The organism is Hymenobacter sp. UYCo722 (genome assembly GCF_040547115.1).
GTDB lineage: Bacteria > Bacteroidota > Bacteroidia > Cytophagales > Hymenobacteraceae > Hymenobacter.
Genome location: NZ_JBEPPC010000007.1, coordinates 37698 through 63226, shown reverse-complemented (window position 1 = coordinate 63226; position 25529 = coordinate 37698). Strand labels below are relative to the sequence as shown.

Here is a 25529-nt window from a genome sequence, read left to right as displayed (position 1 = left end):
AAGTAAGCTACCAAGCTTTCACCTTTAATTTCTGAATTCAAAACATGGATACAACCGCCATAATCGTCACCATCGCCGGCCTGGGTTTAGCGGCCTTCGTGCTGTGGTACTTCTTCTTTTCGGCCCGCCAGACGGCCAGCGCCGTTTCCTCGTCCAGCGGCGTGCAGGAAGTGGACATCACGGTGAAGGGTGGCTACTCGCCCGACATCATTGAGGTGGAGCGCGGCAAACCCGTGCAGCTCAGCTTCTACCGCGACGAGGAAAACAGCTGCTCGGAGGAGTTGCTGATGCCCGATTTTAGCATTCGCCGCGACCTGCCGGCCTTCAAAACGACGCTGGTGGAGCTGCTGCCCGAAAAGGCCGGCACGTTCCCGTTCACCTGCGGCATGGGCATGCTGCGGGGTAGCTTGGTGGTGAAATAATGCCGCATCCCCTGAAAGCCGACGTTAGCATTGCCCACGTGCTGCCGCCGCCGGGCGCGCACCGCCTGCTGATTAAGAACATGGTCTGTCCCCAGTGCATCCGGGTGGTGGGCGAAGACCTGGCCGCCCTGGGTCTGCAGGTGCACCGCGTGGCCCTGGGCGAAGCCGACGTATCAACGCCCGACGGCGCGGTGCCTGACTGGGCCGCCATTCGGGCCAGCTTGCAGAAGGCTGGATTTGAGCTACTGGAAGACCCGCGCGACCAGCTCGTGGACCGCATCAAAACCCTGCTGGTGGCCCTGATTCATTACCCGCCGCCGGGCCCGCGCCTGCTCAACTATTCCGATTACCTGGTGGAGCACCTGGAGAAGGACTACCATTACCTTTCTCACTTGTTCTCCGCTTCTGAAGGCCTTACGATTGAGAAGTTCACCATCCGTCAGAAGGTGGAGCGAGCCAAAGAGCTGATTGGCTACGGCGAGCTACCCATGGCCGAAGTGGCCCAGCAGCTGGGCTACAGCAGCCCGGCCCACCTCTCGCGGCAGTTCCGGCAAGTCACGGGCCTCACTCCTACCGAATTCCAGAAGCTGGGCCCGGCTTCCCCCGCCCGCCGCAGCCTGGATTCACTGATTTGAGTTGGAAATTATGCCAGCCCCAACGGGCTGCCTTTAGGGGGGCCACCTCCGACTTACGGCAGGAAACCGGGCGGGAGTGTACCAATGCAGACCGCACCTTACCCGGGTGCTTACGCCAGCCGGGTTGGCAATGCCGTTTGCTTTTTTTTCACGGGCTCAGAACACTGCTCACGCGTAAACTTGTGCTGCCGCACCACGGCGAAAGCGTCCGGAGCCAGGAAAATCACTTCTCGGGCTAAACTACCTCCGGTATTACTCCTCGGAGTAGTATCGGGCAGCTCCAGTATTGCGGCCCACAAAGTTGAGCAGCTGCCGGAGCAGCGCGGGGCTAACAGCCGGCCGCGAGCCATCGGCGGCGTATTCGGTACGGGCCGCTTCCTGAAGCAGGATGTGCAGGTCGGTGGCCAGCGCTACGCGGAAGCCCATATTCCAGTCGGCAAAGCTGCGCTGCAGGCACGGACCTTCGCCGAGCACTTCGCAATGCTGATGCCGCGGGTCGGGAAGAATGTGCTGGTAGTAGAGGCTGCGCACGTCGGCTTCTTCGCCTTCAAGCAGCTGCAGAAACCGGTCGTCGGGCGTGTGCAAAAGCAGCCCGGACATGTGGTGACGGTGGTTGAATAAGCGCGACTGGTGCAGCAGGGCCGCGAGGGCCGGCGTGTCGAACGGTACGGTCGCCTGGCTTTGATAAATCAGGTGGTAAAGAGCCATGGCAACAGCGCAGAGGTAGGATTGAAATTCTATACGTTTATGGCAAGCAAGTAGCTAGCACGCAGAGCTGTTATTTTCAGCCTGTTGCCAATGTACGCCGCGCAGTGCGCAGCGCAACATTTAGCCTGCCAACACCAATTACTTTTACAGGATTAAGCTACCAGCTCGGGCGCGATGCTGCGTTGCCCGCTGCAAGTGGGGGCAGAGCCCTCTGCTTCAGCCTTTACGCCGGGCCGGCGCTTCGGCGGGCAGCACATCCAGCTTGCTGAGCAGCACGGCGGCAGTGATTTCGCCTTCGGGCAGGCCCTGCTGGCGCCATAGCTCCGCACCATGGCGCATGAGCACGAAAGCGGGCAGGTCGGTGGCATCGAAGCTGCGCACCACGCTGGGGTGGCTGGTTTCATCCACGGTGAGCACCCGGATGGACGGGCCCAGCTCCCGCTGCAAAGCGGCCAGCATGGCCCGCGTGCCGGCCCGCACCTGCGGAGCCGTGCCCACGGCGGGCAGCAGCACCAGCAGCACGGCCGCTTCGGCAGCCGGCGACGGAACGGGTCGGGAGAGAGTAGTCATTCGGAATAGCGTACGGATAGCCGGCCGTAAAAGTAGCGAGCCCGCCCCTGCGATGGGCATGATGCGCATCAGGTTACCGCCTGATGATTGTCAGGTGCCCGGGATTTCCTGCCGACCTTGCGGCAACGCTACTTTTGGGGCTGGCCAGACACCCCGGCCGGTTGGCGCTATTCACGCTTCCTTTTTTATGCTCACCAGCTCTTACCCCGGCGTGCTCACCGACCTGCTTTATACCCAGGCCAAGGAGTTTATGGGGATTTTTGACCCCGCCCTGGGCTGGTTCACGCAGGTGAACGCGGCCGGGGTGCAGCTGCTGGGCTACGAATCGGAACCGGCTTTTCTGGCCGATGCCGCGCACCCGCTGCGCCTCGCCCCCTGGACCGCCGCGCACTGGACCGCCTTGGGCGAGCACGCCCGGCAGGAAGGCCGCCAGACAGTGCAGGCCCTGATTCCGCGCCACGGTGGCGCGGCCTTTCCGGGGTACCTGGAGGTGGCCTATTTCCAGGTAGAAGGGCGGCCGTATTTCCTGGTGCACCTCGCCGAGCAAAACCCGCTGCAACAGGCCGAGCGCGCGCTGGCCCACAGCCACCGGCGCTTCGAGGCCGTGTTTGCCAATGCCACCATCGGCATTATCGTGTGCGACCGGGCGGGGCAAATGGTGTCGGCGAACCAGCTGGCGGGCGAGCAGTTCGGCTACGCGCCGGCCGAGCTGCTGGGCCAGCACATCGAAATGCTGGTGCCCAACGCGGTGGGCCGGCGGCACGAGCAGCTGCGCGAATCCTTCAACGCCGAGCCGCAGTTCCGGCGCATGGGCGCGCACCGGGGCGACCTGGTGGGCCAGCGCCAGGACGGCACCGTGTTTCCGGTCGAAGTCAGCCTCAGCTATTTTCACCTCGATGAAGAGCTCTACGTGGTGTCCTACATTCTCGACATCACCTTTAAGAAAAACGCCGAGCGGGAGCTAACGGCCCAGCACCAGCGCGTGGCCCGCCTCAATGCCGAGCTGGAGCAGAAAGTAGCCGACCGCACCCACGCCCTGATGAGCACCCTGGAGCAGCTGGAGCAGCGCGGCCGCGAGCTGGCCCTGGCCCTGGCCGCCGAGCAGGAGTTGGGCGAGCTGAAATCGCGCTTCGTGAGCATGGCCTCGCACGAGTTTCGCACGCCCCTCACAGCCGTGCTCAGCTCGGCCGAGCTGATTGAGCAGTACGCCGAGGGCCCGCTGCGCGAGAAGCAGCTGCGGCACGTGCAGCGCATTCAGTCTTCGGTGAAGCACCTGAACGACATACTGGAGGAATTTTTGTCGGTGGGCCGCATCGAGGAAGGCCGCATCGCGGCCCGTCCGGCCCTGCTCGACCTGGAGGCCCTGCTCCGGGAAACCGTGGCCGACGTGCAGTCCCTGCTCAAGCCCGGCCAGCGCATCGAGCCCGACGTGCAATGCCCCGCGCCCTTCCGCGTAGACCCCTCGCTGCTGCGCAAAATCCTGGTCAACCTGCTCTCCAACGCCCTCAAATACTCGGGCGAAAACTCGGTGGTACGGGTGCGCGCCACCTGCACCAGCCAGCAGCTCATGCTGAGCGTGGAAGACCACGGCGTGGGCATCGCCAAGGAAGACCAGGAGCATCTGTTCGAGCGGTTTTTCCGGGCCCGCAACGTGAGCACGGTGCCGGGCACGGGGCTGGGCCTCTACATCATTGCCAAGTATTTAGAGCTCATGCGCGGCACCGTGGCCCTGCGCAGCGAGCTGGGGGTGGGCACCACCGTCACCATCACCATTCCCTATGAAAACGATTCTGCTGATTGAAGACGACCAGGCTATTCGCGAAAACACGGCCGAGCTGCTGGAGTTGGCCGGCTTCAGTGTGCTCACGGCCGACAACGGCCAGCGCGGCGTGGAGCAGGCCCTGGCTACGAAGCCCGATTTGGTGGTGTGCGACATCATGATGCCGGTGCTGGATGGCTACGGCGTGCTCCAGATTTTTAACCAGAATGCCCGGCTGGCGGGCGTGCCCTTCATTTTCCTCACCGCCAAAACCGAGCGCACCGACCTGCGCCACGGCATGGCCCTGGGGGCCGACGACTACCTCACCAAACCCTTCGACCGGGCCGAGCTGCTGAGTGCCATCACCGGCCGCCTGAACCGCTTCGAGCACCTGCGCCCCGAGTACGCCGCGACGCCCGAGGGCCTGGGCGCGTTTCTGGACGATGCCCGCGCCGTGGGCAGGCTCGAAAGCCTCTCGCTCGACCGCAAGGCCCACGCCCTGCGCCGCAAGCAGGATATTTACCTCGAAGGCGACGAGCCCACGCGGGTGTACTTCGTGCAGAGCGGCCGCGTGAAAACCGTGAAAACCACCGACGGCGGCAAGGAGCTGATAACCGGCCTCTACGGTCCCGGCGAGTTTTTCGGCTACCTGCCACTGCTGGAGCACACGGCCCACGGCGACTCGGCCGTGGTAGTAGACGATGCCGAGCTGGTGTACATTCCGAAAGACGATTTCACCCAGCTCCTGCTGCGCAACGCCGAAGTGAGCCAGCAGTTTATCCGGCTGCTGGCGGGCCGCGTGCGCGAGCGTGAAGACCTGCTGCTGGGCATGGCCTACAGCTCCATTCGCCGGCGCGTGGCCGATGTGCTGCTGCACCTGCACGCCACCGCCGAGGCCGCCGGCCAGCCCAGCATCCAGCTCACCCGCGAAGACATGGCCGCCATGGTGGGCACCGCGCCCGAGTCGCTCATCCGCACTTTGAGCGAGTTTCGGGCCGATGGGCTCATCGAGCTCCTGCCCAAAACCATTCGGGTGCTGGAGCCCGAGAAGCTGCGCCGGGCGCGTTGGTAGCGGGTCAGCTCACCGCGCAACCGGAAGTGCTGGCGCGGCACAGGCTGAAGCGTGAGCGAAATTGAAATCAATCATCCCGCTCCCTGACTTTCGTCAGGCCAACGGCTGGGTTCAGGCCGGAGCTTTGGGGCTGCCACCAGCCCCTACCCGCCCGTGCCCATTGCTTCCGCTGAAGTACTAACTCACGTAGCCTGCACCCATTGCGGCGACGACTGCCCCGACGAACCCATCAGGCTAACCGCGCAGCCCGCGCTGAATTTCTGCTGCCCGGGCTGCGCGGCCGTCTACGAGCTGCTGGCCGCCAGCAACCTCTGCACCTACTACCGTCTCGACGAGCACCCCGGCCAGAAAGTGCGGGCCGTGGAACTGCCCGGTCGCTTCGACTACCTCGATTTGGAAACCGTGCAGAGCCAGCTACTGGCCTTTCGCTCGCCCACGCTGGCGCGGCTCACGCTCAGCATCCCCCAGATGCACTGCGCCTCTTGCATCTGGCTGCTGGAGAACCTGTTCAAGCTGAACCCCGGCATTTTGGCCTCCCGCGTCAACTTTCTGCGCAAGGAGTTGACGGTGAGCTACCAGCCGACTGCTACTTCGCTCAAGGAAGTGGTGACGCTACTGACCGCCATCAACTACGAGCCGCAGATTACGCTGGCCGAGCTGGGCGCGCAGCCGCACCACGGCACCCGCACGCTGCTCTACCAGCTGGGCGTGGCCGCCTTCGGCTTCGGCAATGTGATGCTGCTGGCGTTCCCGGAGTATTTTTCCTTTGCCGGGCAGCTGCAGGGCACGTTCGGGCACTTCTTTGGCTGGCTGAGCTTGTTGATTTCGGTGCCGGTGCTGCTGGTGAGTGCGCGCAGCTTCTACCGCTCGGCCTGGCAGGGTTTGCGGCAGCGCTACATCAACCTCGATTTTCCCATCAGCCTGGGCCTCACGGCGCTGTTCGTGACCAGCGTGTTTGAAGTGGTAACGCAGCGCGGGCCGGGCTTTTTCGACTCGTTTACCGGGCTGGTGTTCTTCATGCTCATCGGCAAATGGGTGCAGCAGCGCAGCTACGACGCCCTGCGCTTCGACCGCGACTTCACCTCCTACTTCCCCGTGGCCGTGACGCTGCTCACCAAAGCCGGCGAGCAGTCGGTGTCCGTGAAGGAGCTGAAAACCGGCCAGCGCATCCGCGTGCGGCATCAGGAAATCATTCCCGCCGATGCCATCCTGCTGCGCGGCGCGGGCCGGATTGACTACAGCTTTGTGTCGGGCGAGAGCGAGCCGGTGGCCCGCGCGGCCGGCGAGCTCGTGTACGCCGGCGGCCGGCAGGTGGGCGAGGCCGTGGAGCTGGAAGTGGTGCGCGAAGTATCGCAGGGCTACCTCACCCAGCTCTGGAACAACCCCGCGTTTCAGAAAGAAGAGAAGCCCAATCTGGAAACCTACGCCAACCGGGTAGGCCGCTACTTCGTGGGGCTTACCCTAACCCTGGCCGTGGGCGCAGTGGCCTATTGGTACCCCCAAAGCCCGACGATGGCGCTGCGGGCCTTCACCTCGGTGCTGGTGATTGCCTGCCCGTGCGCGCTGTCACTGGCCACGCCCTTCGCCATGGGGGCCGCGCTGCGCGTGCTGGGCCGCCGGAAGCTGTACCTCAAAAACTCCACCGTGGTCGAAGCCCTGGGCCGCGCCGACACCATCGTTTTCGATAAGACCGGCACGCTCACGGATGTCAAAAAGTCGGCGGTGGCATACGTGGGGCCGGCGCTTACGCTACTTCAGCAGCAAGCGGTGGCGGCCGTGGTGCGCCACTCCACGCACCCGCTCAGCCAGCGCCTGGCGGCGGAGCTGCCGGCCAGCACGTTGGCCGTGGAGCATTTTGCCGAAGTGCCCGGGCAGGGCCTGCGCGGCACCGTGAGCGGCGTGGCGGTGCGGGTGGGTTCGGCCGCATTCGTGAACAAGGGTAGCGACGCGCCCCTGCGCGTCTCAGCGTTGAACGATGCGGTAGCGACCGATGCTAGCACCGCAGACGCCGAGACGCGCAGGGGCGCGTCGCTACCCGCAACGGACCGCCTGCAATCGCGGGTATACATCACGATTGATGACCTCCACGGCTGCTACTCCTTCCACAACGTGTACCGTGAGGGGCTGCGCGAGGTGCTGGCCAAGCTCAGCCAGCGCTACCGGCTGGCCGTGCTCTCGGGCGACAACGACACCGAACAGAGCCGCCTGCGCGAGTTGTTCGGCCCGCAGGCCGAGCTTCACTTCCGCCAAACGCCCCAAAACAAGCTCGACTACATCGCCCAGCTCAAGCAGCAGGGCCGCACGGTGGTCATGGTCGGCGATGGCCTGAACGACGCCGGGGCCCTGCAGCGCGCCGACACCGGCATCGCCCTCACCGATACGCTCACCAACTTCTCGCCCGCCTGCGACGCCATTCTCGAAGCGGGCAGCTTTGGGCGGCTGGCCACCATCCTGGGTTTCTCGCGCGACTGCCTGCGCATCGTGCTGGCCACGTTCGTGCTCTCATTCTGCTACAATGGCGTTGGCCTCACGCTGGCGGTGCAGGGCCGGTTCACGCCCATCGTGTCGGCCATCCTCATGCCCATCAGCTCGCTGAGCGTGATGTTGTTTGCCACGCTATTGGTGCGGTGGGCCGCGTGGCGACGTGGGCTATGATGTGTGTGTGAGATGGGTCGTTCAACGGAGCGCCTCACCCCAGCCCCCACTCCGAAAGGGAACGGGGAGAGCCTGAAGTTCGCGCATTTCCGGTGCCCCCTCTCCTTTTCGGAGAGGGGGTCAGGGGGTGAGGCGCTCCGTTAAAACGACTATCGGCGCAGCCATCCCAATATCATTCTATCCAACCATGACCATCATCTTCCTGCTCATCGGCATCAGCCTACTGGTGGCGCTCACTTTCCTGGCCGCCTTCCTGTGGGCGGTGCGCTCGGGCCAGTACGAGGACGACTACACGCCCGCCGTACGCATGCTGTTTGAAGATGAAATCGAGCAGGATGAGTAGCTGCGGCAGTACCTTAGGGCCATTATTTTAGCTTCAAACTAACCGCTGACAAGTAGCATGGATGGATTCACTTGTTCCCGTTGCGGCGAGTATCACGAGGAACTGCCGATGTGCTTCGGCGCAGAATTCCCCGATTATTATTTCAGCGTGCCGCCGGATGAACGGGAAACCAGAGTTGAGCTCACGGAAAGCCTGTGCGTAATTGACGAGTCTCATTTCTTTGTTCGGGCGCGCATTGAAATTCCGGTTATTGATTCGGATGAAATATTTTGCTGGAATGTCTGGACTAGTTTGAGCGAGACTAATTTCCGCCGCACCAACGAAGTATGGCATGACCCGGAACGGGTGACCGAGCCCGCTTATTTTGGCTGGCTTCAAACCACTATTCCGGGTTATCCGGAAACGCTCAATATCAGAGCAATGCTGCACACCCAAGAGCCCGGCATCATTCCGAGGGTCGAAGTAATAGAGGAAAACCACCGGCTGGCTGATGAGCGGCAAGCCGGAATTACGTGGGAACGGGTCGTCGAATTAGTAGAAACTGCCCTACACGGTGCTGATGCCTGACATCAATCAGCTGCCCACCTGATTTTCATCACCTACCCGAAAAACGCCCCGGGGGACCTTTGGAGAAGTAAATAACTCACTTCTCCGACCATGCAGGCCGAACAATTAGCTCCCGCCGCGCCCCGAATGCCGCTGATTCCGGCCCCGATAGCGCGGGCGGTGGACACCTTTTTCTACGACAACAGGATTGTCCGCGACTTCGGCATTGCCACCGTTATCTGGGGAATTATCGGGATGGCGGTGGGCGTGCTGGCGGCCTTCGAGCTGGCCCGGCCCGAGGTGAACATGGGCACGGCCTACACCACTTTCGGCCGCATTCGCCCGCTGCACACCAACGCGGTGATTTTCGCTTTCGTGGGCAACGGCATTTTTACCGGCGTGTACTACTCGCTGCAGCGCCTGTGCAAGGCCCGGATGTTTTCCGACGTGCTCAGCAAAATTCATTTCTGGGGCTGGCAGCTTATTATCCTGTCGGCGGTGGCCACGCTGCCACTGGGCTTCACCACCAGCAAGGAATACGCCGAGCTGGAATGGCCCATTGACATCGCCATTACCGTGATTTGGGTGGTGTTTGGCTGGAACATGTTCGGCACCATTTTCCGGCGGCGCGAGCGGCACCTGTACGTGGGCATCTGGTTTTACATCGCCACGTTCATCACGGTGGCGGTTTTGCACCTCGTGAACTCGGCCGAAGTACCGGTGAGCTTCTTGAAAAGCTACTCGGCCTACGCCGGCGTGCAGGATGCCCTAGTGCAGTGGTGGTACGGCCACAACGCGGTGGCCTTCTTCCTCACCACGCCCTATCTAGGCATGATGTACTACTTCCTGCCGAAGGCGGCGGAGCGGCCCATCTACTCCTACCGCCTGAGCATCGTGCACTTCTGGTCGCTGATTTTTATTTACATCTGGGCCGGGCCGCACCACTTGCTCTACACTGCCCTGCCCGACTGGGCCCAGAGCTTGGGCGTGGCCTTCAGCATCATGCTGATTGCGCCCAGCTGGGGCGGCATGATTAACGGCCTGCTGACCCTGCGCGGGGCCTGGGACAAGGTGCGCGAGGAGCCCGTGCTCAAGTTTTTCGTGGTGGCCATCACGGCCTACGGCATGGCCACCTTCGAAGGTCCTATGCTGGCCCTGAAAAACGTGAATGCCCTGGCCCACTTCACCGACTGGATTGTGGCGCACGTGCACGTCGGGGCGCTGGGCTGGAACGGCTTCTTCACCTTCGGGATGCTGTACTGGCTGTGGCCGCGCCTCTACCGCACGCCGCTGTTTTCCAAAAAACTGGCCACTACGCACTTCTGGCTGGGCACGCTGGGCATCCTGTTCTACGCCATTCCGATGTACTGGTCGGGCTTTACGCAGGGCCTGATGTGGAAGCAGTTCAACAGCGAGGGCATGCTGCAATACCCCAACTTCCTCGAAACCGTGCTGCAGCTGGTGCCCATGTACTACCTGCGCGGCATCGGCGGGGTGATGTACCTGAGCGGCGTGTTTCTGCTGATGTACAACCTGTACCAAACCGCCAAAGCCGGCTCGCTGCTGGCCAACGAAAAAGCCCAGGCCCCGGCGCTGGTGCCCGAAGCCGAGGACCCGCACGTGCAGAGCGGCCACTGGCACCGCTGGCTGGAGCGCCGCCCCGTGCAAATGGCCGTGCTGGCCACCGTGGCCATTGCCATCGGCGGCGCGGTGGAGATGATTCCGACCTTTTTGGTGAAATCGAACGTGCCCACCATCGCCTCCGTGAAGCCCTACCGGCCGCTGGAGTTGCAGGGCCGCGACCTCTACATCAAGGAAGGCTGCTCGAACTGCCACACCCAGATGGTGCGCCCCTTCCGCTCCGAAACCGAGCGCTACGGCGAGTACTCCAAGGCCGGCGAGTTTGTGTACGACCGGCCCTTTCTGTGGGGCAGCAAGCGCACCGGGCCCGACCTGCACCGCGTGGGCCAGAAATACCCCAACTCCTGGCACTACAACCACATGATGGACCCCACCAGCATGTCGCCCGGCTCCATCATGCCGCCCTACCCGTGGCTGTATGAGAACGAAATCAACTACAGCACGCTGCCCGCCAAAATCCGCGTCCTGCAAACCCTCAGCACGCCCTATCCCGCCGGCTTCGACCAACTGGCCGTGGCCGATGCGCGGAACCAGGCCCGCGGCATTGTGGCCGATTTGAAAAAAGAGGACATCGAAGTAAAATCCGACCGCGAAATCGTGGCCCTCATCGCCTACCTCCAGCGCCTGGGCACGGATATCAAAGTGAAGCCCGGCGTGGCAACGGCCCCGGCCGCCGCCGATGCTGCCCAGTAGCAACAGAGACGAACAATCAGAACGTCATGCTGAGTGGAGTCGAAGCATCTCTACCGCGCTAGTAATCAATCTCGTTGCAACGAAGCAGTAGAGATGCTTCGACAAGCTCAGCATGACGGCTTAGCAATTACTAACCTTCCCAATCCTCATGGAAAAGAACGTGCTCCAATCCATCGCCGGCGTCACGGTGTACCCGCTCATCTCCTTTGCCATCTTCTTTCTCTTTTTCATCGGCCTGCTGGTGTACGTGCTGGTGGCCAACCGCCAGCACCTGAGCACCATGAGCCAGCTGCCCCTGGAAGCCGAGGGCGCAGCCCTGAAATCTAACCTCGAACACGACGGACCATGCTAACCAAACGCACACTGCTGCTGCTGGCAACGGGCCTGCTCATCGGCTACGCCGCCGCCGCCCAAACGCCGGACGCGCCCCCCGCCAAAGCCGCGCCCATAAGCGAGCAGGAGGTCCTGTTCTGGCTGCTGCTGAGCCTGCTGGGCCTGCTGCTGCTGGCGCTGCTCTTCACCGGCATCGTCATCACGCGGCAGATGAAGCCGCAGCTGCGCCAGCTCTACGACCAGCCCCTGGTGCACGACAGCTGGAGCGGCCAGGTGCTGGGCCTGCTGGTGGGCGATGCCCGTTTGGTGCAGGGCGAGGTGCGCGACGAGCTAACCGACCACAATTACGACGGCATCCACGAGTTCGACAACGACCTGCCCCCGTGGTGGAAGTACGGCTTCTACTTTACCATCGTCTTCGCCGTGGTCTACATGGCGTACTACCACGTCTTCAAAACCGGCCAGCTGCAGGAGGCCGAATACGCCGTCGAAATGCAGCAGGCTGCCCTGTTCGTGCCCGTCGGCTCCGACGACCCTAACCTGCTCACTACCTACCAGCCCCTCACGGCCCTGGCCGATATCAGCAGCGGCAAAGGCGTCTTCACGACCAACTGCGCGCCCTGCCACGGGGGCAGCGCCGAAGGCAAAGTCGGCCCCAACCTCACCGACGAATTCTGGCTGCACGGCGGCGAGCTGAACCACGTGTACAAAACCATCAAGTTCGGCATCAACGGCAAGGGCATGGTGGCCTGGAAAGGCAAGCTCTCGGGCAAGCAGATTTTGCAGGTGAGCTCCTACGTGCTGAGTCTGAAAGGCACGAAACCGGCCAATGCCAAACCGCCGCAGGGCGAGAAGGAGACGGCGGGGAAACCGGTGGCAAAGCTGTAGGGCCGGCAGGCTAAATGGCAAGAAAGAACGTCATGCTGAGCGCAGCCGAAGCATCTCGCGTGCCATCACTATTTACTGGCAGCCTCACAATTGAATTACTGCCACCCGCGAGATGCCTCGGCTACGCTCAGCATGACCGCCTGATTCAGGCCCAATAAGTTCTTCCCCATGCCCTCCACCCAATTCCACCCCGACGACTCGTACCGCGACTCGCTTTCGACCATAGGCGCGGCGGGCGAGCGGGTGTGGCTCTATCCTAAAAAGCCCGTCGGGCGGCTCTACCGCCACCGCAAGTGGCTCAGCTACGGGTTTCTGGGCCTGCTTTTCGCCGGGCCGTGGCTGCGCATCCACGATTTGCCGGTGCTGCTGCTGAACCTGCCCGCCCGGAAGTTCATCATCTTCGGGCAGATTTTCTGGCCCCAGGATTTTTTCATTCTGCTGCTGGCCACGCTCACGTTTCTGGTGTTCATCATTGTGTTCACGGTGGTGTACGGGCGGGTTTTTTGCGGCTGGGTGTGCCCCCAGACCATCTTCCTGGAGATGGTGTTTCGCCGCATTGAGTACTGGCTGGAAGGCGACGCGCCCCAGCAAAAAGCCCTCGACCGGCGGGCGCTGGACTGGGACAAGCTCTGGCGCAAAACCACCAAGCACGCGCTGTTTCTGGCCATCTCCTTCGTTATCGCCAACACCTTCCTGGCCTACATCATCGGGTCCGATGAGCTGGTGAAGCTCATCACCGACGCGCCCACGGCCCACCTGGGCGGGCTGGCGGCGCTGGTGCTGTTCACGGGCGTTTTTTACGCTGTGTTTGCCCGGTTTCGGGAGCAGGTGTGCACCATTGTGTGTCCGTATGGCCGCTTGCAGGGCGTTTTGCTCGACAAGGACAGCCTCGTGGTGGCCTACGACTACCAGCGCGGCGAGCCCCGCGAGAAGCTGCGCAAAAGCCAGACGCGCACCGCCGGCGACTGCATCGACTGCCACCAGTGCGTGCAGGTCTGCCCCACCGGCATCGACATCCGCAACGGGGCCACCCAGCTCGAATGCACCAACTGCACCGCCTGCATTGATGCCTGCGACGCCATCATGGATATGATAAATAAGCCGCAGGGCCTCATCCGCCACGCCTCCGTCAACGGCATTGCCGAGGGTACCAAGTTCCGCCTTACGGGCCGCGTGAAAGCCCTTTCCGGCGTGCTGGCCTTCCTGCTGGTTGTGCTCACCGGCCTGCTGGTGTCGCGAGCCAACGTGGCGGCCACGGTACTGCGCACCCCCGGCCAGCTCTTCCAGAAAACCACCCACGGCACCATCACCAACCTCTACAACATCTCGGTCATCAACAAGACCAACCAGCCTTACCCCATCACCCTGCGCCTGCTGGAGCCAGCGCGGGGCACCATTTCCCTCATCAGCACCAATCAGCTTGCGCTCCCGGCTCAGGGCATCGCCGAGGGCGTGTTTTTCGCCGAGCTGCCCCGCACCGCTCTGCATCACACCAACCAGAAAATCCGCATCGGCCTGTTCAGCCGGGGAAAATTGATTGCCGAGACGAGCACCAAGTTTCTGGGGCCGGTGCAATGAGCAATGAGCAATGAGCAGTGAGCAAAAGAACGTTATGCTGAGCGCAGCCGAAGCATCTCTACCGCTTCGTCAGGCTCCCCTCACTTTTGGCTTCGCGCATTAAGCGAACCGGGGCCTGGGGTGAGGTTCCGGCGAGCGAGATACTGCGTTGCGCTCTGCATGACGTTTCTGAAAGCAAACAACATCCAATGACACCCATTAAACCCCGCACCATCTGGCCCTACGCCATCATTGCCGTGTTTGTGCTGTTTGCCAGCTACATCGGCTACATGGTGCAGCAGGCCATGCGCACCACCGTCGACCTCGTCAGTCCCGACTATTACCAGCAGGAGCTGGCCTATCAAAAGCGCATGGAATCGGTGGCGCGCACCGCTGCCCTGCCCGCGCCCGTGGAACTGCGCTACGAGGCAGCCGCCCAGCGTCTCACGCTTCAGCTGCCGCCCGCGCTGGCCAGCCAACCCGTGAAGGGTCAGCTGCACTTCTTCCGCCCCTCCGACCAGCGCCTGGACTTCAGCCTGCCGCTGCAGGCCGGGGCTAACCAGCCATTCAGCACCGCCAAAATGCAGCCCGGCTACTGGCGCGTGCGCCTCGATTTCACGGCCGGCGGCCAGGCCTATTTCGTCGAGAAAGAACTCCTGATAAAATAAATGCGCTGGGGCACCCTCCTACCCGCTTACTATCACACCCTAAAATCATGCTCTGGGCCGGTTTTCTATTTGGGTTACTCGGCAGCTTCCACTGCGTGGGCATGTGCGGGGCCATTGCCCTGGCGCTGCCCGGCGCGGCGGGTGCGGGCCCGCTGCGCTACGTAGCCGGCCGCGTGCTCTACAACCTGGGCCGCGTGAGCACCTACGCCGCGCTGGGCGCGGGCGCGGGCCTGGTGGTCCAAAGCCTGCGCCTGGCCGGCGTGCAGCAAAGCCTGTCCATTGCCTCGGGCGTGCTGATTTTGCTGCTGGTGGCCGTACCCGAGCGCTACACGGCGCGGCTGGCCAATGTACTGGGCTTCGGCCGGCCGCTAGCCTGGGTGAAAGCCACGCTGGGCCGCCTGTTTCAACAGTCGTCGCTGCCGGCGCTGTATGCCACCGGCGTGCTCAACGGCCTGCTGCCCTGCGGCCTGGTGTACCTGGCGTTGGCCGGGGCCCTGAGCGCGCCGGGCGTGGCGGGCGCGGCGGCCTACATGGCGCTGTTTGGTCTCGGCACCCTGCCGCTCATGCTGGGCCTCTCACTGAGTGGGCGGCTGGTGCCGCTGGCCTGGCGCGGGCGCATGCGGCAGGCCGTGCCCTACGCCGCTTCGGGGCTGGCGGTGCTGTTCATCGTGCGCGGGCTGGGACTGGGCATTCCTTATCTGAGCCCGCAACTGCGCCCGCCGACGGCCACAATCCCGGCCCGCCAGCCGCTCACCGTGCACTACTGCCATTGATTTTTCGACCACCCATCTATTGTCAGCTGCTGACCGCGCCTCATGAAAACCATTCTCGTTCCCATCGACCACACGGCCGCCGCCGAATCGACGCTGGCCTATGCCAACAAGCTGGCCGTGCACTGGCCGGCCGAAGTGGTGCTGCTCTACTGCCAGCCCCCGGCCGCACCAGGCCAGCCCACCCCCACCCCCGAAGCCCAGGAGACCCGCCTGCGCAGCCTGGTGGAGCGCCTGCGCTACCAGCAGCTCACCCGCCAGAACGGTCGCCGCATTCACTATGAATATCGCCTGCTCGAAGGCTGTCTGCACGAGCACGTCCGCACCGAGGCTACCCGCTGCGCCGCCGACCTCGTGGTGATGGGCCTGGAGCACATCGACTGCGGCCGGCAGGAAGCCCCCGGCAACCACGCCGCTGCCATCAGCGAGCTCGTGCCTTGCCCCGTGCTGGTGGTGCCGGCCGGCCGCCGCCCGCTGCCCGGCCGCCTGGTTTTTGCCGCCGATTTTGCTACCCTGGGCCTCAGCATTCTGCCCCGGCTGGCGGCGTTGGAAGCCGCCTTTCCCGCTCCGCTCGACCTCGTGCAGTTCTACGCGCCCACCGAGCGGCCCCAGCGCCGGCGCTATAAGCAGGCCCTCACCAAAGCCGCCGCCCACCTGGGCTGGCCCACCAGCACCCCGCATCTGCTCGAAGACGACGCCCCGCTCGAAGGAATCGGCGATTTCTGCGCCCGCACGCAGGCCCAGCTGCTCATCATCGCGCCGGCCAGCCAGGCCGAATTGCTGCGGTATTTCGACGCCTGCTACGCTACCACCCACGCCTACCACACCCGCATCCCGGTGCTGGTGCTGCGCGCCACCGAGCGCCAGCCCACCACCACCTGCTGCGACAAATGCGCCGAGCGCCTAGGTCAGGAAACCGTGCAGCCCAACCGCGCCGATTACCTGGCCACGCCTTGGGTGTAGGAGGAATACCCCTCACGCCCCCCACCGTCAACCTTACCCCCTGCCCCCCCTCACCTTGGGGAGATGGGCCCCGGAAATGCACTTCGCAGCACTGCCTCCAACTTGTATGACGATGACATTACTACCATCAGGCTGGCACAAGCGAAGGCAAGTATTCCTAACATCGTCAGGCTCCCCTCTCCCCAAGGTTTCGCGCTTCAAGCGAACCGGGGCCGGGGGTGAGGTTACCCTATTCGCGCCGTTCGCTAAAACCCAAATCCAATGAATTCCACTGCCCCCGCTCCCGCTGCTACCGCCCCACCCCGCACCATGGTCGAAAACTGGATGCGCCACTTCCAAGACTGGCTATGCTACCGCCTGGCGCTGGCCGATGGCGGCGGCCTGCATTTCGCCGAAACTCCGTGGGAACACGCCGGCGGCGGCGGCGGCCGCACCCGCGTGCTCCAGAACGGCGCGGTGCTGGAGAAAAGCGGCGTGGCCTTTTCGGCCGTGTGGGGCGGGCTGAGCGAGCAAGCTGCCCAAAGCTTACAGTTGCCCGACCGCCGCTATTTTGCTACCGGCGTGAGCGTGGTGCAGCACCCGCGCAGCCCCATGGTGCCCATCTCGCACATGAACGTGCGCTACTTCGAGGCTGGCAACGGCGAAGCCTGGTTCGGCGGCGGGCTCGATTTGACGCCTGTTTACGTGGACGTGGCTCAGGCCCGCTGGTTTCATGAGCAACTGGAGGCCATGTGCCAGCGCCACGACGCCAGCTACTACGCCCGCTTCAAAAAGTGGGGCGACGAGTACTTCTACCTGCCCCACCGCCGCGAAACGCGCGGCGTGGGCGGCCTCTTCTTCGACCGCCTCACCGTGGGCCCCGACGGCTCGTTCGAGGAGCTGTTTGCCTTCGTGCAGGACGTGGGCGAGCTCTACGGCCGCACCTACCAGGCCATCATCGCCCAAACCCGCGACCTGCCCTTCACCGCCCGCGAGAAGCACTGGCAGCTGGTGCGCCGGGGCCGCTACGCCGAGTTCAACCTGGCCATCGACCGGGGTACCCGCTTCGGGCTCGAAACCGGCGGCCGCACCGAATCCATCCTCATGAGCCTGCCCCCGCAGGCCGAGTGGCACTACGACCTCGTGCCCGAGCCCGGCTCGGCCGAGGAAACCAGCCAACAATGGCTGCGCCAGGGCGTGGACTGGCGGCATGCCGATTGATTGCAGCGGTTGGTGCTGAGAGCTGGATAGCTCGCGGACCGTGCAACGGAAGCGGACACTACTTCACGGCTGAATGCCTGTTCGGACATCTACCGTGCCCCACCGCTTATTCCTGCGCCGGCAGCAACAGCACGGGCACGGCACTGTGCAGCAGCACCTGTGCCGTTACGCTGCGATGAAACAACTCGCCCCAGAAGCTGCGCGGCCGGGCAATTAGGATAACCAAATCGAATTCGGCCGGCTGGGCGGCTTTCAGAATGGCGGCGGCCGGGTGCGGGGCGTGGAGGCTGCGGGTGCGAACCGGGGATGCCAAATCGGCGACGAGGCCCGTGCGCTGCACCGAAGCCAGCGCGGCGGCCGTGGTGGCGGCCGGGCCAGGATGCGCCTCGACGTGCAGCACCGTCAGCTCGGCCCCGAGGGTATCGAGCAGATGGCGCATGGTGCCCGCGTACGAGCCCAGGCTGAACGGCTCACCATCGACGGCCAGCAGCACGCGGCGCGGCACCGGCGCGTGCCGCACGGTAGGCGGCACTACCAGCATGGGGCAGGGCGCGGCCCTCAGCAGCTCCAGGGCGGTGGTGGTCACCAGCTCGTCGGGCAGTTCTTCGGTATCGGGGCGGCCCAGCACCAGTAGCATAGGCTGATGGCGGCGCACGGCGGCGGCCACCGCTTCGGCCACCCGGCCGTGGCCGATTTCAGCAATGGCCGGCACTGCCAAATCGCGCACCAGGCTAGCGAAGGCCCGGTTTTCGGCTTCCGTATCGAGGGTGGCCAACTCGCCGGTCAGCAGTTCGGGGTCGAGCACCGAATCGCGGTGCACGTGCAGCAGCACCAGGCTGGCCCCGAGGCCGCCAGCGAGCGTAACGGCGTACGCCAGGGCGCGGTTGGCGGGCTGGAAAAAATCAGTCAGAACGAGCAGCGAAGGAACCATAAACGAGGAGCAATAAACCAGCGTGGATACTGCTGCAAATAACCCACCTCCGACCAGAGGACCCCATGCAAAACATCATTATCCCGGCTGATTAAAATCATGGCTTTGCCGGGCTAGGTTCACCGCTCGAAAGCTCGCCCCGCCGAAAAGCAAGCCCTGGGCGAGCTTCAGACCACTAATTGTTCAAACAGTCGCTCCAGCGTGGCGGCCGCGTCGGCGGTGCGGCCCGGGTGCAGCGGCGAGCACTGCACCACCGTGCTGCGCGTGGCCGTGAGCCAGCGGAACCGCTCGGCCACCGGCAGCTGCCCGATAACGCCGCCCCCGGCCCGGCCCTGGCAGATGTGCTCGAACGCCCGCAGCCGGGCAGCTACTTCGACCTGGTCGAGGGCCGGGGCGAAGGCGTGCAGCCGGGCTTCGGGCAGCAGCCAGCGCACCTGCAAAAAGCCCAGGCCCCGGCAGTACAGCACCACGCCCACGTTCAGGAATTCTTCGCGCTCCACGCGGGGCACCACCCGTAGCACGGCGTACTCAAATACGTGCATGGCGGGCGTCGTTGATTTCCTGAATAAAGGTGGCGGACTGGGCCAAGCGGGCTTCCAGAAAGCCGGCGTAAGCGGCGCGCTCCTCGGCGGGCGTGCCGGCGGCGTGGGTTAGCCACTCGTCGGGCACCAGTGCCACTATGCTCCGGATGACCTCGGGCGTGAGACGGGCGTGGCCGAGCGCATCGGCGGCCGCCAGCTCGGTGGCCTGGGGCAGCAGCACGTGGGTTTTAATCTGGGGAAAGGGGCGCGGGCGCGGCGCGGCCCACTCGGGGCCGGCGTGGTGCACGTAGATGGCCGCGCCGTGGTCAATCAGCCACAGCTCCTGGTGCCACATCAGCAGGTTGGTGTTGCGGGCGGTGCGGTCCACGTTCAGCGTCAGGGCATCGAGCCACACGATGAGCGAGGCCAGCCCGGGCTCCACGGTGGTCACCAGCGCATCGTAGGTGATGGCCCCCGACAGGTAGTGCAGCGCTAGGTTGCGGCCGGTGCTGGCCCGCAGCAGGTCCTGGATTTCCTCGTCGGGCTCGCTGCGGCCGAAGCACTCGTCGAGCTCGCAAAACACCAGCTCGGGCATGCGCAGGCCCAGCACGCGGGCTATTTCACCCACAATCAGCTCCGCAATCAGCGCCTTCACGCCCTGCCCCGCCCCCCGGAATTTCACCACGTACAGGAACCCGTCGTCGGCCTCCATCAGGGCCGGCAGGGAGCCGCCTTCACGGAGTGGGGTCACGTAGCGCGTGAGCACGACGGTGCGCAGTTCGGGGGTAAAGGGGGCCAGCATAGGCGGGAGCAGCGGGATTGGGTTGAGAGCCGAATACGCAAAGAACGGTCATGCCTATCTGGCGTCCGCGCAGTGAAGCATCTCTACGGCGCGAGTAATCAGGTTTACTGCTGCGGTAGAGATGCTTCGGCTGCGCGGACGCCAGATAGGCATGACGTGCTTTTGTATTCGCTGCCCCTCTCCTACTTCCGCTTGCGGAAATACACGTCGTTGCTGATGGATTCGAGCTTCACCACCGGCCCGCTGCCCTTCAGAGTGCCTTGCAGCCAGTAGCCGAAATCGGGGTTGCGGCGCAGCGCCGTGCTGAAGGCAATGTCCTGGTCGGTGTACACTTCGCCGTTCAGGGTTTTCAGCGACAGCACCGCGCCCTTGGTGTCGGGCCAGGTCACGTCGATAAAGCCGCTCAGCGACTTGGCCTCGATGGCATTGCTAAAGCCCACGATGTCGACGTTGCCGCTGTAGGTGAACACGCGCAGGGCCACGTCGGCGGGCAGCGTGACTTCGTAGGCAATGTCATCGCACACCTGCTGGCCGAACCACATATTGCGGCCGTAGCCGTGGTCGTCGTAGCCGGCGCAGTCGCCGGGGCGGGCCTGTTTCAGCATTTCCTTGTCGAAATCGGCCGTCACGCGCAGCTGCTCGGCGGCTGGGGCCACGGTCAGCTGCAGGGCGTCGTTCAAGCGGTTTTGGTTGATGCTCACGGTGGCCTTCAGCGACATCTGACCGGCTGGGCCGGTGCGCACCCGAATGCTGGTGGCTTGGCGCAGGTCGAGAAACACGCGCTGGCCAGCCGCCACCGGGGCCGTTTTTTCGATGATTTTCTGGGCGGCGACCGGCCGGGCCACCACCACTACGAGCAATAAAAACAGAAAGCGGTGCATGGGAGAGGCAAGTAAAAGTGAAGGATGGACCGGAAACCAGGGCGCGGGTTGCCCAACGCCGCTCACGCTTTATTTGGCTTTGCGCACGTAGATGTCGCCGCTCACCGTTTTGAGCGACAGGGCATTGCCCCCGCCGTTGAGGCTGCCATCCACGACCTGGCCGCCGATGTGCTGCATGTCGTTCTGCTTGCCGCCCAGGCTCATGTCGAAATCGGTGTAGACTTCGCCCGAAATCGAGCGCATGTGCATGGTGGCCTTGGTAGTGGTTGGCAGGCTGATATCCACGTCGCCGCTCACGGTGGAGATGGAGCTCGGGCCCTGGCGCAGGGGCGTAAAATGCACCGTCACGTCGCCGCTCACGGTGTTGGCTACCACGGGGCCTGCCACGTTGGTCAGCTTGATATCGCCGCTGGTCATGCTCACTTCCAGGTCGCCGCTCACGTCGCGCACGGCCACGTCGCCGCTGCCATTCCAGCCCACCTGCTTGTACTGCACGGCCGAGGCGCGCGGCACCCGAATCACGTAGCTGGCCGGGCGGCGCGAGGCCCGCGTGATGCGCACCACGTTACCATCCTGGCTCACGGCCAACCCGATACGGGTGTTATCGACGGCCGTGTTATACATCGGGCGCAAGCCATCGGCGCGCTTGGGCGGCTCCTCGTAGCCGTCGCCCTTGATGATGAGCTCGTCGCCATCAATGCCCTCAACCGTCACGTTGTTGCCCTGCATGTCGATGACGATTTTAGGAGATTTGCTGGTGAGGCGGGTTTTAAAATCCTGGGCCTGGCCCGACGCGGCGAGCAGCAAGCCCGCCAGCGTCATTAAAAACAGCTTATTCATGAGTACAGAAAATTGAAGCAAGTGAAGTCCCGCCGTTGCGCCGTGAGCCGGCACCGCCAGCGTCGGCGGGAGCGAAAAAAGAAGGGTTAAATCAGTTTGCCGATACCCGCTTCGGCTTGGGCGCGCACCACGGGCAGCGCGTCGGGGCGCTTAGACAGGCGCTGGAGCTGGGGCACGGCGCGGTGCACCCGCAGCGATACCACCATGTCAATCAGCGCAATCTGCACGTTCGGGTCGGTTTGAATGGGTAGCGAGTTGGCCAGGCCCTCGCGCACGCCGGGGGCCTCGCGCAGGCGGTAGAGCGCTTCGCAGGCCGCCAAACGCACGTTGGGGTTGGGGTCGAAATTGAGGGTATTGAGCAGCACCTGCACCGTGGCATCGTCGGGCTCGGAGGTCCTGGTCGAGTTGGTGACCAGGGCAATGCGGTTGCTGGCCGATACCGTGTGGCCACTATCGCCGCTCAGGGCGGCGGCCAGGGCGGCGGGGGCCGGCTGGCTGGCGGCCGGGGCAGTGGTGGCAACGGTGTTACTGGTTCCACCACCCCAAGGCAGCTGCCGGCCCAGGAACACGCCCGCCGCTACCAGCACGATGCTGGCCGCGATGCGTACCCAGCTGTTAGCCAGCGCCGTGGGCCACATCGAAACTACCTTGGCGGTGGGCTGCCCAGCTACCGGTGCCGCCACGGCAACGGGCGCGGCGGCCAATTCCGTTTTCAGTTGCTGTTTCTGCTGCTCCAGCATTGCCATGAAGCTGGCGCGCAGGGCCATGCCCGGCACTTCGGGCAGGGCCGCATCGAGGTCGGCCGCGAGAGTGCGCAGCTCGCGCAGCTGCTGCTGGCAGCCGGGGCACCCCGGCAAATGCGCCGCCACGCGGTCGGCCTCAGCGGCTGGCAGGCTGCCCTCGGCGTAGGCTGGCAGCAGGGCTTCCAGCTCGGTGCAGGCAGAAAATTCGGTCGTATTCATGAGTTGGTTATTATCGGGTAGCTGCTGATAATTATGGAAATAAAATAGAATTATTTATGCTCGTATTCTTTCAAATTAATTTATTATTTATCTTGAATTCGAATTAATTGAACTGAATTATTAGCTTTTAAATCAGGTGAAATATATTTTGCGCAGGGCCTGCAGGGCGCGGTGGGCTTTCACGCGGGCGGCCTCGGCGGTGCAGCTCAGCAGCTGCCCGATTTCGTCGTAGCTGAAGCCCTGGAAGCGGTGCAGCACCAGAATCTCGCGCTGCGGGGCGGGCAGCAGGGCCAGGGCTTCGTGCAGGTCATCGTGGCTGCTACTGGCGCGCTGCTGGCTGAAGGCGGCGTTGCGCAGGCCACCGGTGCGCTCCACTTCGTCCACGTCGTCGGCGCGCTGCTTTTGCTGGCGGTGCCAATGGTCGGCGTGCACGTTGCGGGCCATCTGGTACACCCAGGCCTTGAAAGGCTGGTTGGGCTGGTAGCTGCTGCGGTACTTGAGAATGCGCTCGAACACGGTTTGGGTGAGGTCTTCGCCGGTTTCGCGGTCGTTGGTGAGGCGGGTGAGGTAGTTGAACAAGGGCCCGTGGTAGCGCTCGAACAGCGGCACCAGCCGGTCGAGGTCGTCGGCCCGCACGGCCGTCATCAGCGCTTCGTCGCTCGTGGGTTCCACGGGAGGTGTTTAGGAGTTGGAATGCAGGGAGTACCCGGCCCGTGCCCGAACGTTACAGCAGGGCCCGAATATTTTTTTGTAAGGTCGGGAAGCTGCTTCATTTCAGCAGAATGAAGTATCCAAGACTAGCGCTTTTTAATATATAAAAGGCTGATATTAACCTTTTTATTCTGGTATTTTTTTAACTTTAGATGGCCCTCTCAACTGGTTGTTGCGTATAACGGCGCAGGCAGTAACTAGCCTCGCGGCCAAGCCCAACGATTCCTCCCCTCACTCCTTATTTCCTTTACTATGAAAACCCTTCAAACTGCCCTCGCACTGGCCGCCGGCCTGCTGCTGGCGGCCAGCACCCAGGCCCAGACTATTCCTTTCGACCCTACGGCCCCCGTGCGTGGCGGCAGCCAGGGCCAAACTACCGTGCCGCCCGTCAACCCCGCGCTCAACCAGAGCACCATTCAGGGCCCGCCCGATGTGCAGCGCACTCCTACCAACCGCGATGCCCAGCCCAGCCGCCAGCTCGACGACCGCAACCTACCGCCCGCCGCCACGCCCGAAAGGTCGCCCAACACCGTGCCCGATGTGCGCGAACAGCCCATCATCCGCGACCAGCGACCGCGCCAGTCGACTGACATTGTACCCAGCCGCTCGCGCAGAAGCAGCCGCAGCGTAGGGCCCAACTAAGCAGCATACCTGAGTAGGTATTGCCAAACCGAATAGCATCAACAAGAAAGCCCCAATCCAGCGCGGATTGGGGCTTTCTTGTTGGAATGAAGCGCTATTTATTTCTGCGCTTTCTCGGCGTGGGCGAGCAGGTCGCTGCCGTGGCGGCGCAGCAGGTCGGCCAGTTCCACGAGGGGCTTTTTGAGTTCGGCGGGGGCATCGGCGCTGGCCTGGCTGGTCTGGTCGCCGAGCATGCTGAGCGAATTGCCAATGGCGCGCGCGCTCAGCACCCCTCCCGTGAGGAGTGATTGCAGGTTGCCGATTTCGCGGGCCAAATCCTGCAAGCCGGGCATGCCGCTTTGCAGAAACTGCTGCTGCCAGGTTTCGGTGTTATCCATGGCTGAGCCCAATGGCAGGCTGGTGAGGCCGTTTTTGAGGGCGCTGATGGTGGCGAGGAGGTGGTCGGAAGGCATAAGGTGGGTTGAGGAATGGTGAATTAGTGGGTTTCAGTGAGTAGTTAGCATAAGGCAATAAGTAGTGAGATTTAAAATTCCTAATTAAGTAAGTAAGCAGAAAATAATATTACGTGGTAATGCTTATAAATTTTGACAATCAGATTGTTGTGCGCATTATAACTACTGATTAACTACTACTTATTAAAGAGATAAATCATAATCTCATTACATAATACTTGTGACTTGCTACTTAGCAGCAAGCATCGGTGGCCCGGGAAAACCCGGCCGCACTGCACCTAGCTGCTCGCATTGGCCACGGCCGGCTTACCGGCGCGCGGGCCTTTTACGGGAGCCCGGGCATCAGGTGGCAGTTTCAGGGGCGGGCTGGGGTTGGGGGCGGCGGGGCTCAGGCCGCGCTCGCGCAACAGCGCCACGGCACGTAGGGCGCTGGCTTCCTTGTTTTTGATTTCCAGCATGATGTCGAAATCCAGCCCGTGCAGGTCGTCCAGAAAGGCGGCAAACCGGTCATCCACGAGGTCGTTGGTGTGCTTACCCTTGCGCTCGCCCAGGGCCTGCGAGCTGTAATCCATCATCGGCACGCCGTCGGCGGTGGGGTGCCAGGTGGCGGCAGCTAGGCGCAGGGCCTCGGCCATGGGCTCGCCGTGGTGGAGGCACTCGTGATGAAAGTTGTCGAACAAAATGGGCACGCCCGTCAATTGGTGCAGCTCCAAACAGTCGCGCAGCGAGAACAGGCGGTCGTCGTTCTCCACCACCAGCCGAGCCCGCACGGCGGCGGGCAGCGTGGCATACACCGCCGCAAACCGGCGGATGGCCAGCTCGCGGTCGCCATACAAGCCGCCCACGTGAATCTGGAGCTTAGCGGTGCTATCCAGTCCCATCAAGTCCAGCATCAAACCCTGATACCCCAACTCCTGAATGCTGCGCTGCACGATTTCAGTGCTGGGCGAGTTCAGCACCACAAACTGGTCGGGATGGAAGCTCACCCGCAGGTTGTTGGCCTTGATGTAATCACCAATCGCCCGAAATTCAGCCGCAAAATGCGTCTGCCACGGAAAAGTGTTCACCGGATGCGAGCCAAACGGCACAACGCTGGAGCCAATGCGGAAAAACAGCAGGCCGTGGGCCACGTTCCATTCCAGCATGCGGCGCAGGCAAACCAGGTTGGCCGCTACGGCTGCCACCACCCGCTCGTCAGAATACGAAGCCAGCCGGAAGGTATTGCCCGAGCTGCAATCCATGGCCTCGTTCACGCAGGGATAGCCGATTTTCATACTCCGGGCTTACGCGGATAAACAGTGAACAGTTATCCACGGACAATGAATAATGAGCAATAAGCAGTGAACAATGGGCTTTCAGCGTTC

General features: G+C 63.3%; 27 protein-coding genes. 16 read left to right on the top strand and 11 right to left on the bottom strand.

Annotated elements, in window-relative coordinates:
- Positions 1–44 precede the first annotated feature (44 nt).
- Together ABIB44_RS15855 and ABIB44_RS15850 are read left to right on the top strand one after the other, a co-directional pair.
- Complete coding sequence (locus ABIB44_RS15855) at positions 45–422, top strand: cupredoxin domain-containing protein (RefSeq protein WP_354585642.1); 378 nt, start codon at positions 45–47, stop codon at positions 420–422.
- Positions 422–1057 (top strand): helix-turn-helix domain-containing protein, encoded by a 636-nt coding sequence (locus ABIB44_RS15850; protein ID WP_354585641.1) that lies wholly within the window; start codon positions 422–424, stop codon positions 1055–1057. The genes ABIB44_RS15855 and ABIB44_RS15850 overlap by 1 nt, the downstream gene beginning before the upstream one ends.
- Positions 1058–1309: 252 nt before the next feature.
- Here ABIB44_RS15850 and ABIB44_RS15845 read toward each other — a convergent pair whose 3' ends face one another.
- Positions 1310–1765, bottom strand: a complete 456-nt coding sequence (locus ABIB44_RS15845; protein ID WP_354585640.1) for a BLUF domain-containing protein — start codon at positions 1763–1765, stop codon at positions 1310–1312.
- Between the two features lie 216 nt (positions 1766–1981).
- Positions 1982–2335: a thioredoxin domain-containing protein gene (locus ABIB44_RS15840; RefSeq protein WP_354585639.1), complete on the bottom strand. Its 354-nt coding sequence runs from the start codon at positions 2333–2335 to the stop codon at positions 1982–1984.
- Positions 2336–2522: 187 nt separating this feature from the next.
- Between ABIB44_RS15840 and ABIB44_RS15835 the strand changes: the two genes are divergently transcribed.
- The 13 genes from ABIB44_RS15835 (at position 2523) to hemF (ending at position 17423) form a co-directional block, all read left to right on the top strand.
- Complete coding sequence (locus tag ABIB44_RS15835; RefSeq protein ID WP_354585638.1) at positions 2523–4136, top strand: sensor histidine kinase; 1614 nt, start codon at positions 2523–2525, stop codon at positions 4134–4136.
- Positions 4114–5166, top strand: a complete 1053-nt coding sequence (locus ABIB44_RS15830; protein WP_354585637.1) for a response regulator — start codon at positions 4114–4116, stop codon at positions 5164–5166. The genes ABIB44_RS15835 and ABIB44_RS15830 overlap by 23 nt, the downstream gene beginning before the upstream one ends.
- A gap of 153 nt (positions 5167–5319) precedes the next feature.
- Positions 5320–7821, top strand: coding sequence for a heavy metal translocating P-type ATPase (locus tag ABIB44_RS15825; RefSeq protein ID WP_354585636.1), 2502 nt, complete (start codon positions 5320–5322; stop codon positions 7819–7821).
- A gap of 187 nt (positions 7822–8008) precedes the next feature.
- The gene (gene ccoS / locus ABIB44_RS15820; RefSeq protein ID WP_354585635.1) at positions 8009–8164 is read left to right on the top strand and encodes a cbb3-type cytochrome oxidase assembly protein CcoS; all 156 of its coding nucleotides are present in this window, start codon (positions 8009–8011) and stop codon (positions 8162–8164) included.
- A 57-nt stretch (positions 8165–8221) separates the two neighbouring features.
- Positions 8222–8731 carry a DUF2199 domain-containing protein gene (locus ABIB44_RS15815; RefSeq protein WP_354585634.1) on the top strand — a complete coding sequence of 170 codons (510 nt, stop codon included), beginning with the start codon at positions 8222–8224 and terminating at the stop codon, positions 8729–8731.
- Positions 8732–8857: 126 nt separating this feature from the next.
- Positions 8858–11044: a cytochrome-c oxidase, cbb3-type subunit I gene (gene ccoN, locus ABIB44_RS15810; protein WP_354585840.1), complete on the top strand. Its 2187-nt coding sequence runs from the start codon at positions 8858–8860 to the stop codon at positions 11042–11044.
- A 148-nt stretch (positions 11045–11192) separates the two neighbouring features.
- Positions 11193–11396 (top strand): hypothetical protein, encoded by a 204-nt coding sequence (locus ABIB44_RS15805; RefSeq protein ID WP_354585633.1) that lies wholly within the window; start codon positions 11193–11195, stop codon positions 11394–11396.
- The gene (locus ABIB44_RS15800; RefSeq protein WP_354585632.1) at positions 11390–12265 is read left to right on the top strand and encodes a cbb3-type cytochrome c oxidase N-terminal domain-containing protein; all 876 of its coding nucleotides are present in this window, start codon (positions 11390–11392) and stop codon (positions 12263–12265) included. The genes ABIB44_RS15805 and ABIB44_RS15800 overlap by 7 nt, the downstream gene beginning before the upstream one ends.
- A 168-nt stretch (positions 12266–12433) precedes the next feature.
- Complete coding sequence (gene ccoG / locus ABIB44_RS15795) at positions 12434–13843, top strand: cytochrome c oxidase accessory protein CcoG (protein WP_354585631.1); 1410 nt, start codon at positions 12434–12436, stop codon at positions 13841–13843.
- A 188-nt stretch (positions 13844–14031) separates the two neighbouring features.
- Positions 14032–14490 carry a FixH family protein gene (locus tag ABIB44_RS15790; RefSeq protein ID WP_354585630.1) on the top strand — a complete coding sequence of 153 codons (459 nt, stop codon included), beginning with the start codon at positions 14032–14034 and terminating at the stop codon, positions 14488–14490.
- Between the two features lie 47 nt (positions 14491–14537).
- Positions 14538–15263, top strand: a complete 726-nt coding sequence (locus ABIB44_RS15785) for a sulfite exporter TauE/SafE family protein (RefSeq protein WP_354585629.1) — start codon at positions 14538–14540, stop codon at positions 15261–15263.
- 42 nt (positions 15264–15305) lie between these two features.
- On the top strand, positions 15306–16223 hold the full coding sequence (locus ABIB44_RS15780) for a universal stress protein (RefSeq protein ID WP_354585627.1): 918 nt from the start codon (positions 15306–15308) through the stop codon (positions 16221–16223).
- A 261-nt stretch (positions 16224–16484) separates the two neighbouring features.
- A complete protein-coding gene (gene hemF, locus ABIB44_RS15775) occupies positions 16485–17423 on the top strand; it encodes an oxygen-dependent coproporphyrinogen oxidase (protein ID WP_354585626.1) in 939 nt (312 codons plus the stop codon).
- A gap of 106 nt (positions 17424–17529) precedes the next feature.
- Here the strand turns inward: hemF and ABIB44_RS15770 are convergent, their stop codons facing one another.
- The 7 genes from ABIB44_RS15770 to ABIB44_RS15740 form a co-directional block, all read right to left on the bottom strand.
- The gene (locus tag ABIB44_RS15770) at positions 17530–18354 is read right to left on the bottom strand and encodes a universal stress protein (protein ID WP_354585625.1); all 825 of its coding nucleotides are present in this window, start codon (positions 18352–18354) and stop codon (positions 17530–17532) included.
- Between the two features lie 167 nt (positions 18355–18521).
- Complete coding sequence (locus ABIB44_RS15765) at positions 18522–18896, bottom strand: DUF3037 domain-containing protein (RefSeq protein WP_354585624.1); 375 nt, start codon at positions 18894–18896, stop codon at positions 18522–18524.
- Positions 18883–19677 (bottom strand): HipA family kinase, encoded by a 795-nt coding sequence (locus tag ABIB44_RS15760; protein ID WP_354585623.1) that lies wholly within the window; start codon positions 19675–19677, stop codon positions 18883–18885. Before ABIB44_RS15760 ends, ABIB44_RS15765 begins: the two co-directional genes overlap by 14 nt.
- Positions 19678–19859: 182 nt before the next feature.
- Positions 19860–20558 carry a DUF4097 family beta strand repeat-containing protein gene (locus ABIB44_RS15755; RefSeq protein WP_354585621.1) on the bottom strand — a complete coding sequence of 233 codons (699 nt, stop codon included), beginning with the start codon at positions 20556–20558 and terminating at the stop codon, positions 19860–19862.
- Positions 20559–20627: 69 nt separating this feature from the next.
- Complete coding sequence (locus ABIB44_RS15750) at positions 20628–21398, bottom strand: DUF4097 family beta strand repeat-containing protein (RefSeq protein WP_354585620.1); 771 nt, start codon at positions 21396–21398, stop codon at positions 20628–20630.
- Positions 21399–21484: 86 nt separating this feature from the next.
- Positions 21485–22360, bottom strand: coding sequence for a HEAT repeat domain-containing protein (locus ABIB44_RS15745; RefSeq protein WP_354585619.1), 876 nt, complete (start codon positions 22358–22360; stop codon positions 21485–21487).
- A 132-nt stretch (positions 22361–22492) separates the two neighbouring features.
- Positions 22493–23032 carry an RNA polymerase sigma factor gene (locus ABIB44_RS15740; protein WP_354585618.1) on the bottom strand — a complete coding sequence of 180 codons (540 nt, stop codon included), beginning with the start codon at positions 23030–23032 and terminating at the stop codon, positions 22493–22495.
- A 291-nt stretch (positions 23033–23323) separates the two neighbouring features.
- On the opposite strand from ABIB44_RS15740, the gene ABIB44_RS15735 reads away from it, so the two are divergent.
- Positions 23324–23713, top strand: a complete 390-nt coding sequence (locus ABIB44_RS15735) for a hypothetical protein (protein WP_354585617.1) — start codon at positions 23324–23326, stop codon at positions 23711–23713.
- A gap of 98 nt (positions 23714–23811) precedes the next feature.
- On the opposite strand, the gene ABIB44_RS15730 is transcribed toward ABIB44_RS15735, so the two are convergent.
- On the bottom strand, positions 23812–24165 hold the full coding sequence (locus ABIB44_RS15730; protein WP_354585616.1) for a hypothetical protein: 354 nt from the start codon (positions 24163–24165) through the stop codon (positions 23812–23814).
- Positions 24166–24443: 278 nt separating this feature from the next.
- Positions 24444–25439: a UV DNA damage repair endonuclease UvsE gene (gene uvsE / locus ABIB44_RS15725; protein ID WP_354585615.1), complete on the bottom strand. Its 996-nt coding sequence runs from the start codon at positions 25437–25439 to the stop codon at positions 24444–24446.
- Positions 25440–25529: the final 90 nt, after the last annotated feature.

Excerpts from the sequence above, each read along its gene's own strand:
- ABIB44_RS15760 (WP_354585623.1), bottom strand. The coding sequence starts at position 19,677 with ATGCTGGCCCCCTTTACCCCCGAACTGCGCACCGTCGTGCTCACGCGC.
- ABIB44_RS15735 (WP_354585617.1), top strand. The coding sequence starts at position 23,324 with ATGAAAACCCTTCAAACTGCCCTCGCACTGGCCGCCGGCCTGCTGCTG.
- ABIB44_RS15845 (WP_354585640.1), bottom strand. The coding sequence starts at position 1,765 with ATGGCTCTTTACCACCTGATTTATCAAAGCCAGGCGACCGTACCGTTC.
- ABIB44_RS15830 (WP_354585637.1), top strand. The coding sequence starts at position 4,114 with ATGAAAACGATTCTGCTGATTGAAGACGACCAGGCTATTCGCGAAAAC.
- ccoS (WP_354585635.1), top strand. The coding sequence starts at position 8,009 with ATGACCATCATCTTCCTGCTCATCGGCATCAGCCTACTGGTGGCGCTC.
- ABIB44_RS15805 (WP_354585633.1), top strand. The coding sequence starts at position 11,193 with ATGGAAAAGAACGTGCTCCAATCCATCGCCGGCGTCACGGTGTACCCG.
- ABIB44_RS15855 (WP_354585642.1), top strand. The coding sequence starts at position 45 with ATGGATACAACCGCCATAATCGTCACCATCGCCGGCCTGGGTTTAGCG.
- ABIB44_RS15835 (WP_354585638.1), top strand. The coding sequence starts at position 2,523 with ATGCTCACCAGCTCTTACCCCGGCGTGCTCACCGACCTGCTTTATACC.
- ABIB44_RS15730 (WP_354585616.1), bottom strand. The coding sequence starts at position 24,165 with ATGCCTTCCGACCACCTCCTCGCCACCATCAGCGCCCTCAAAAACGGC.
- ABIB44_RS15770 (WP_354585625.1), bottom strand. The coding sequence starts at position 18,354 with ATGGTTCCTTCGCTGCTCGTTCTGACTGATTTTTTCCAGCCCGCCAAC.
- ABIB44_RS15815 (WP_354585634.1), top strand. The coding sequence starts at position 8,222 with ATGGATGGATTCACTTGTTCCCGTTGCGGCGAGTATCACGAGGAACTG.
- ABIB44_RS15765 (WP_354585624.1), bottom strand. The coding sequence starts at position 18,896 with ATGCACGTATTTGAGTACGCCGTGCTACGGGTGGTGCCCCGCGTGGAG.
- ABIB44_RS15750 (WP_354585620.1), bottom strand. The coding sequence starts at position 21,398 with ATGAATAAGCTGTTTTTAATGACGCTGGCGGGCTTGCTGCTCGCCGCG.
- ABIB44_RS15785 (WP_354585629.1), top strand. The coding sequence starts at position 14,538 with ATGCTCTGGGCCGGTTTTCTATTTGGGTTACTCGGCAGCTTCCACTGC.
- ccoG (WP_354585631.1), top strand. The coding sequence starts at position 12,434 with ATGCCCTCCACCCAATTCCACCCCGACGACTCGTACCGCGACTCGCTT.
- ABIB44_RS15840 (WP_354585639.1), bottom strand. The coding sequence starts at position 2,335 with ATGACTACTCTCTCCCGACCCGTTCCGTCGCCGGCTGCCGAAGCGGCC.
- ABIB44_RS15790 (WP_354585630.1), top strand. The coding sequence starts at position 14,032 with ATGACACCCATTAAACCCCGCACCATCTGGCCCTACGCCATCATTGCC.
- uvsE (WP_354585615.1), bottom strand. The coding sequence starts at position 25,439 with ATGAAAATCGGCTATCCCTGCGTGAACGAGGCCATGGATTGCAGCTCG.
- ABIB44_RS15755 (WP_354585621.1), bottom strand. The coding sequence starts at position 20,558 with ATGCACCGCTTTCTGTTTTTATTGCTCGTAGTGGTGGTGGCCCGGCCG.
- ABIB44_RS15780 (WP_354585627.1), top strand. The coding sequence starts at position 15,306 with ATGAAAACCATTCTCGTTCCCATCGACCACACGGCCGCCGCCGAATCG.
- ABIB44_RS15745 (WP_354585619.1), bottom strand. The coding sequence starts at position 22,360 with ATGAATACGACCGAATTTTCTGCCTGCACCGAGCTGGAAGCCCTGCTG.
- ABIB44_RS15850 (WP_354585641.1), top strand. The coding sequence starts at position 422 with ATGCCGCATCCCCTGAAAGCCGACGTTAGCATTGCCCACGTGCTGCCG.
- hemF (WP_354585626.1), top strand. The coding sequence starts at position 16,485 with ATGAATTCCACTGCCCCCGCTCCCGCTGCTACCGCCCCACCCCGCACC.
- ABIB44_RS15800 (WP_354585632.1), top strand. The coding sequence starts at position 11,390 with ATGCTAACCAAACGCACACTGCTGCTGCTGGCAACGGGCCTGCTCATC.
- ccoN (WP_354585840.1), top strand. The coding sequence starts at position 8,858 with ATGCCGCTGATTCCGGCCCCGATAGCGCGGGCGGTGGACACCTTTTTC.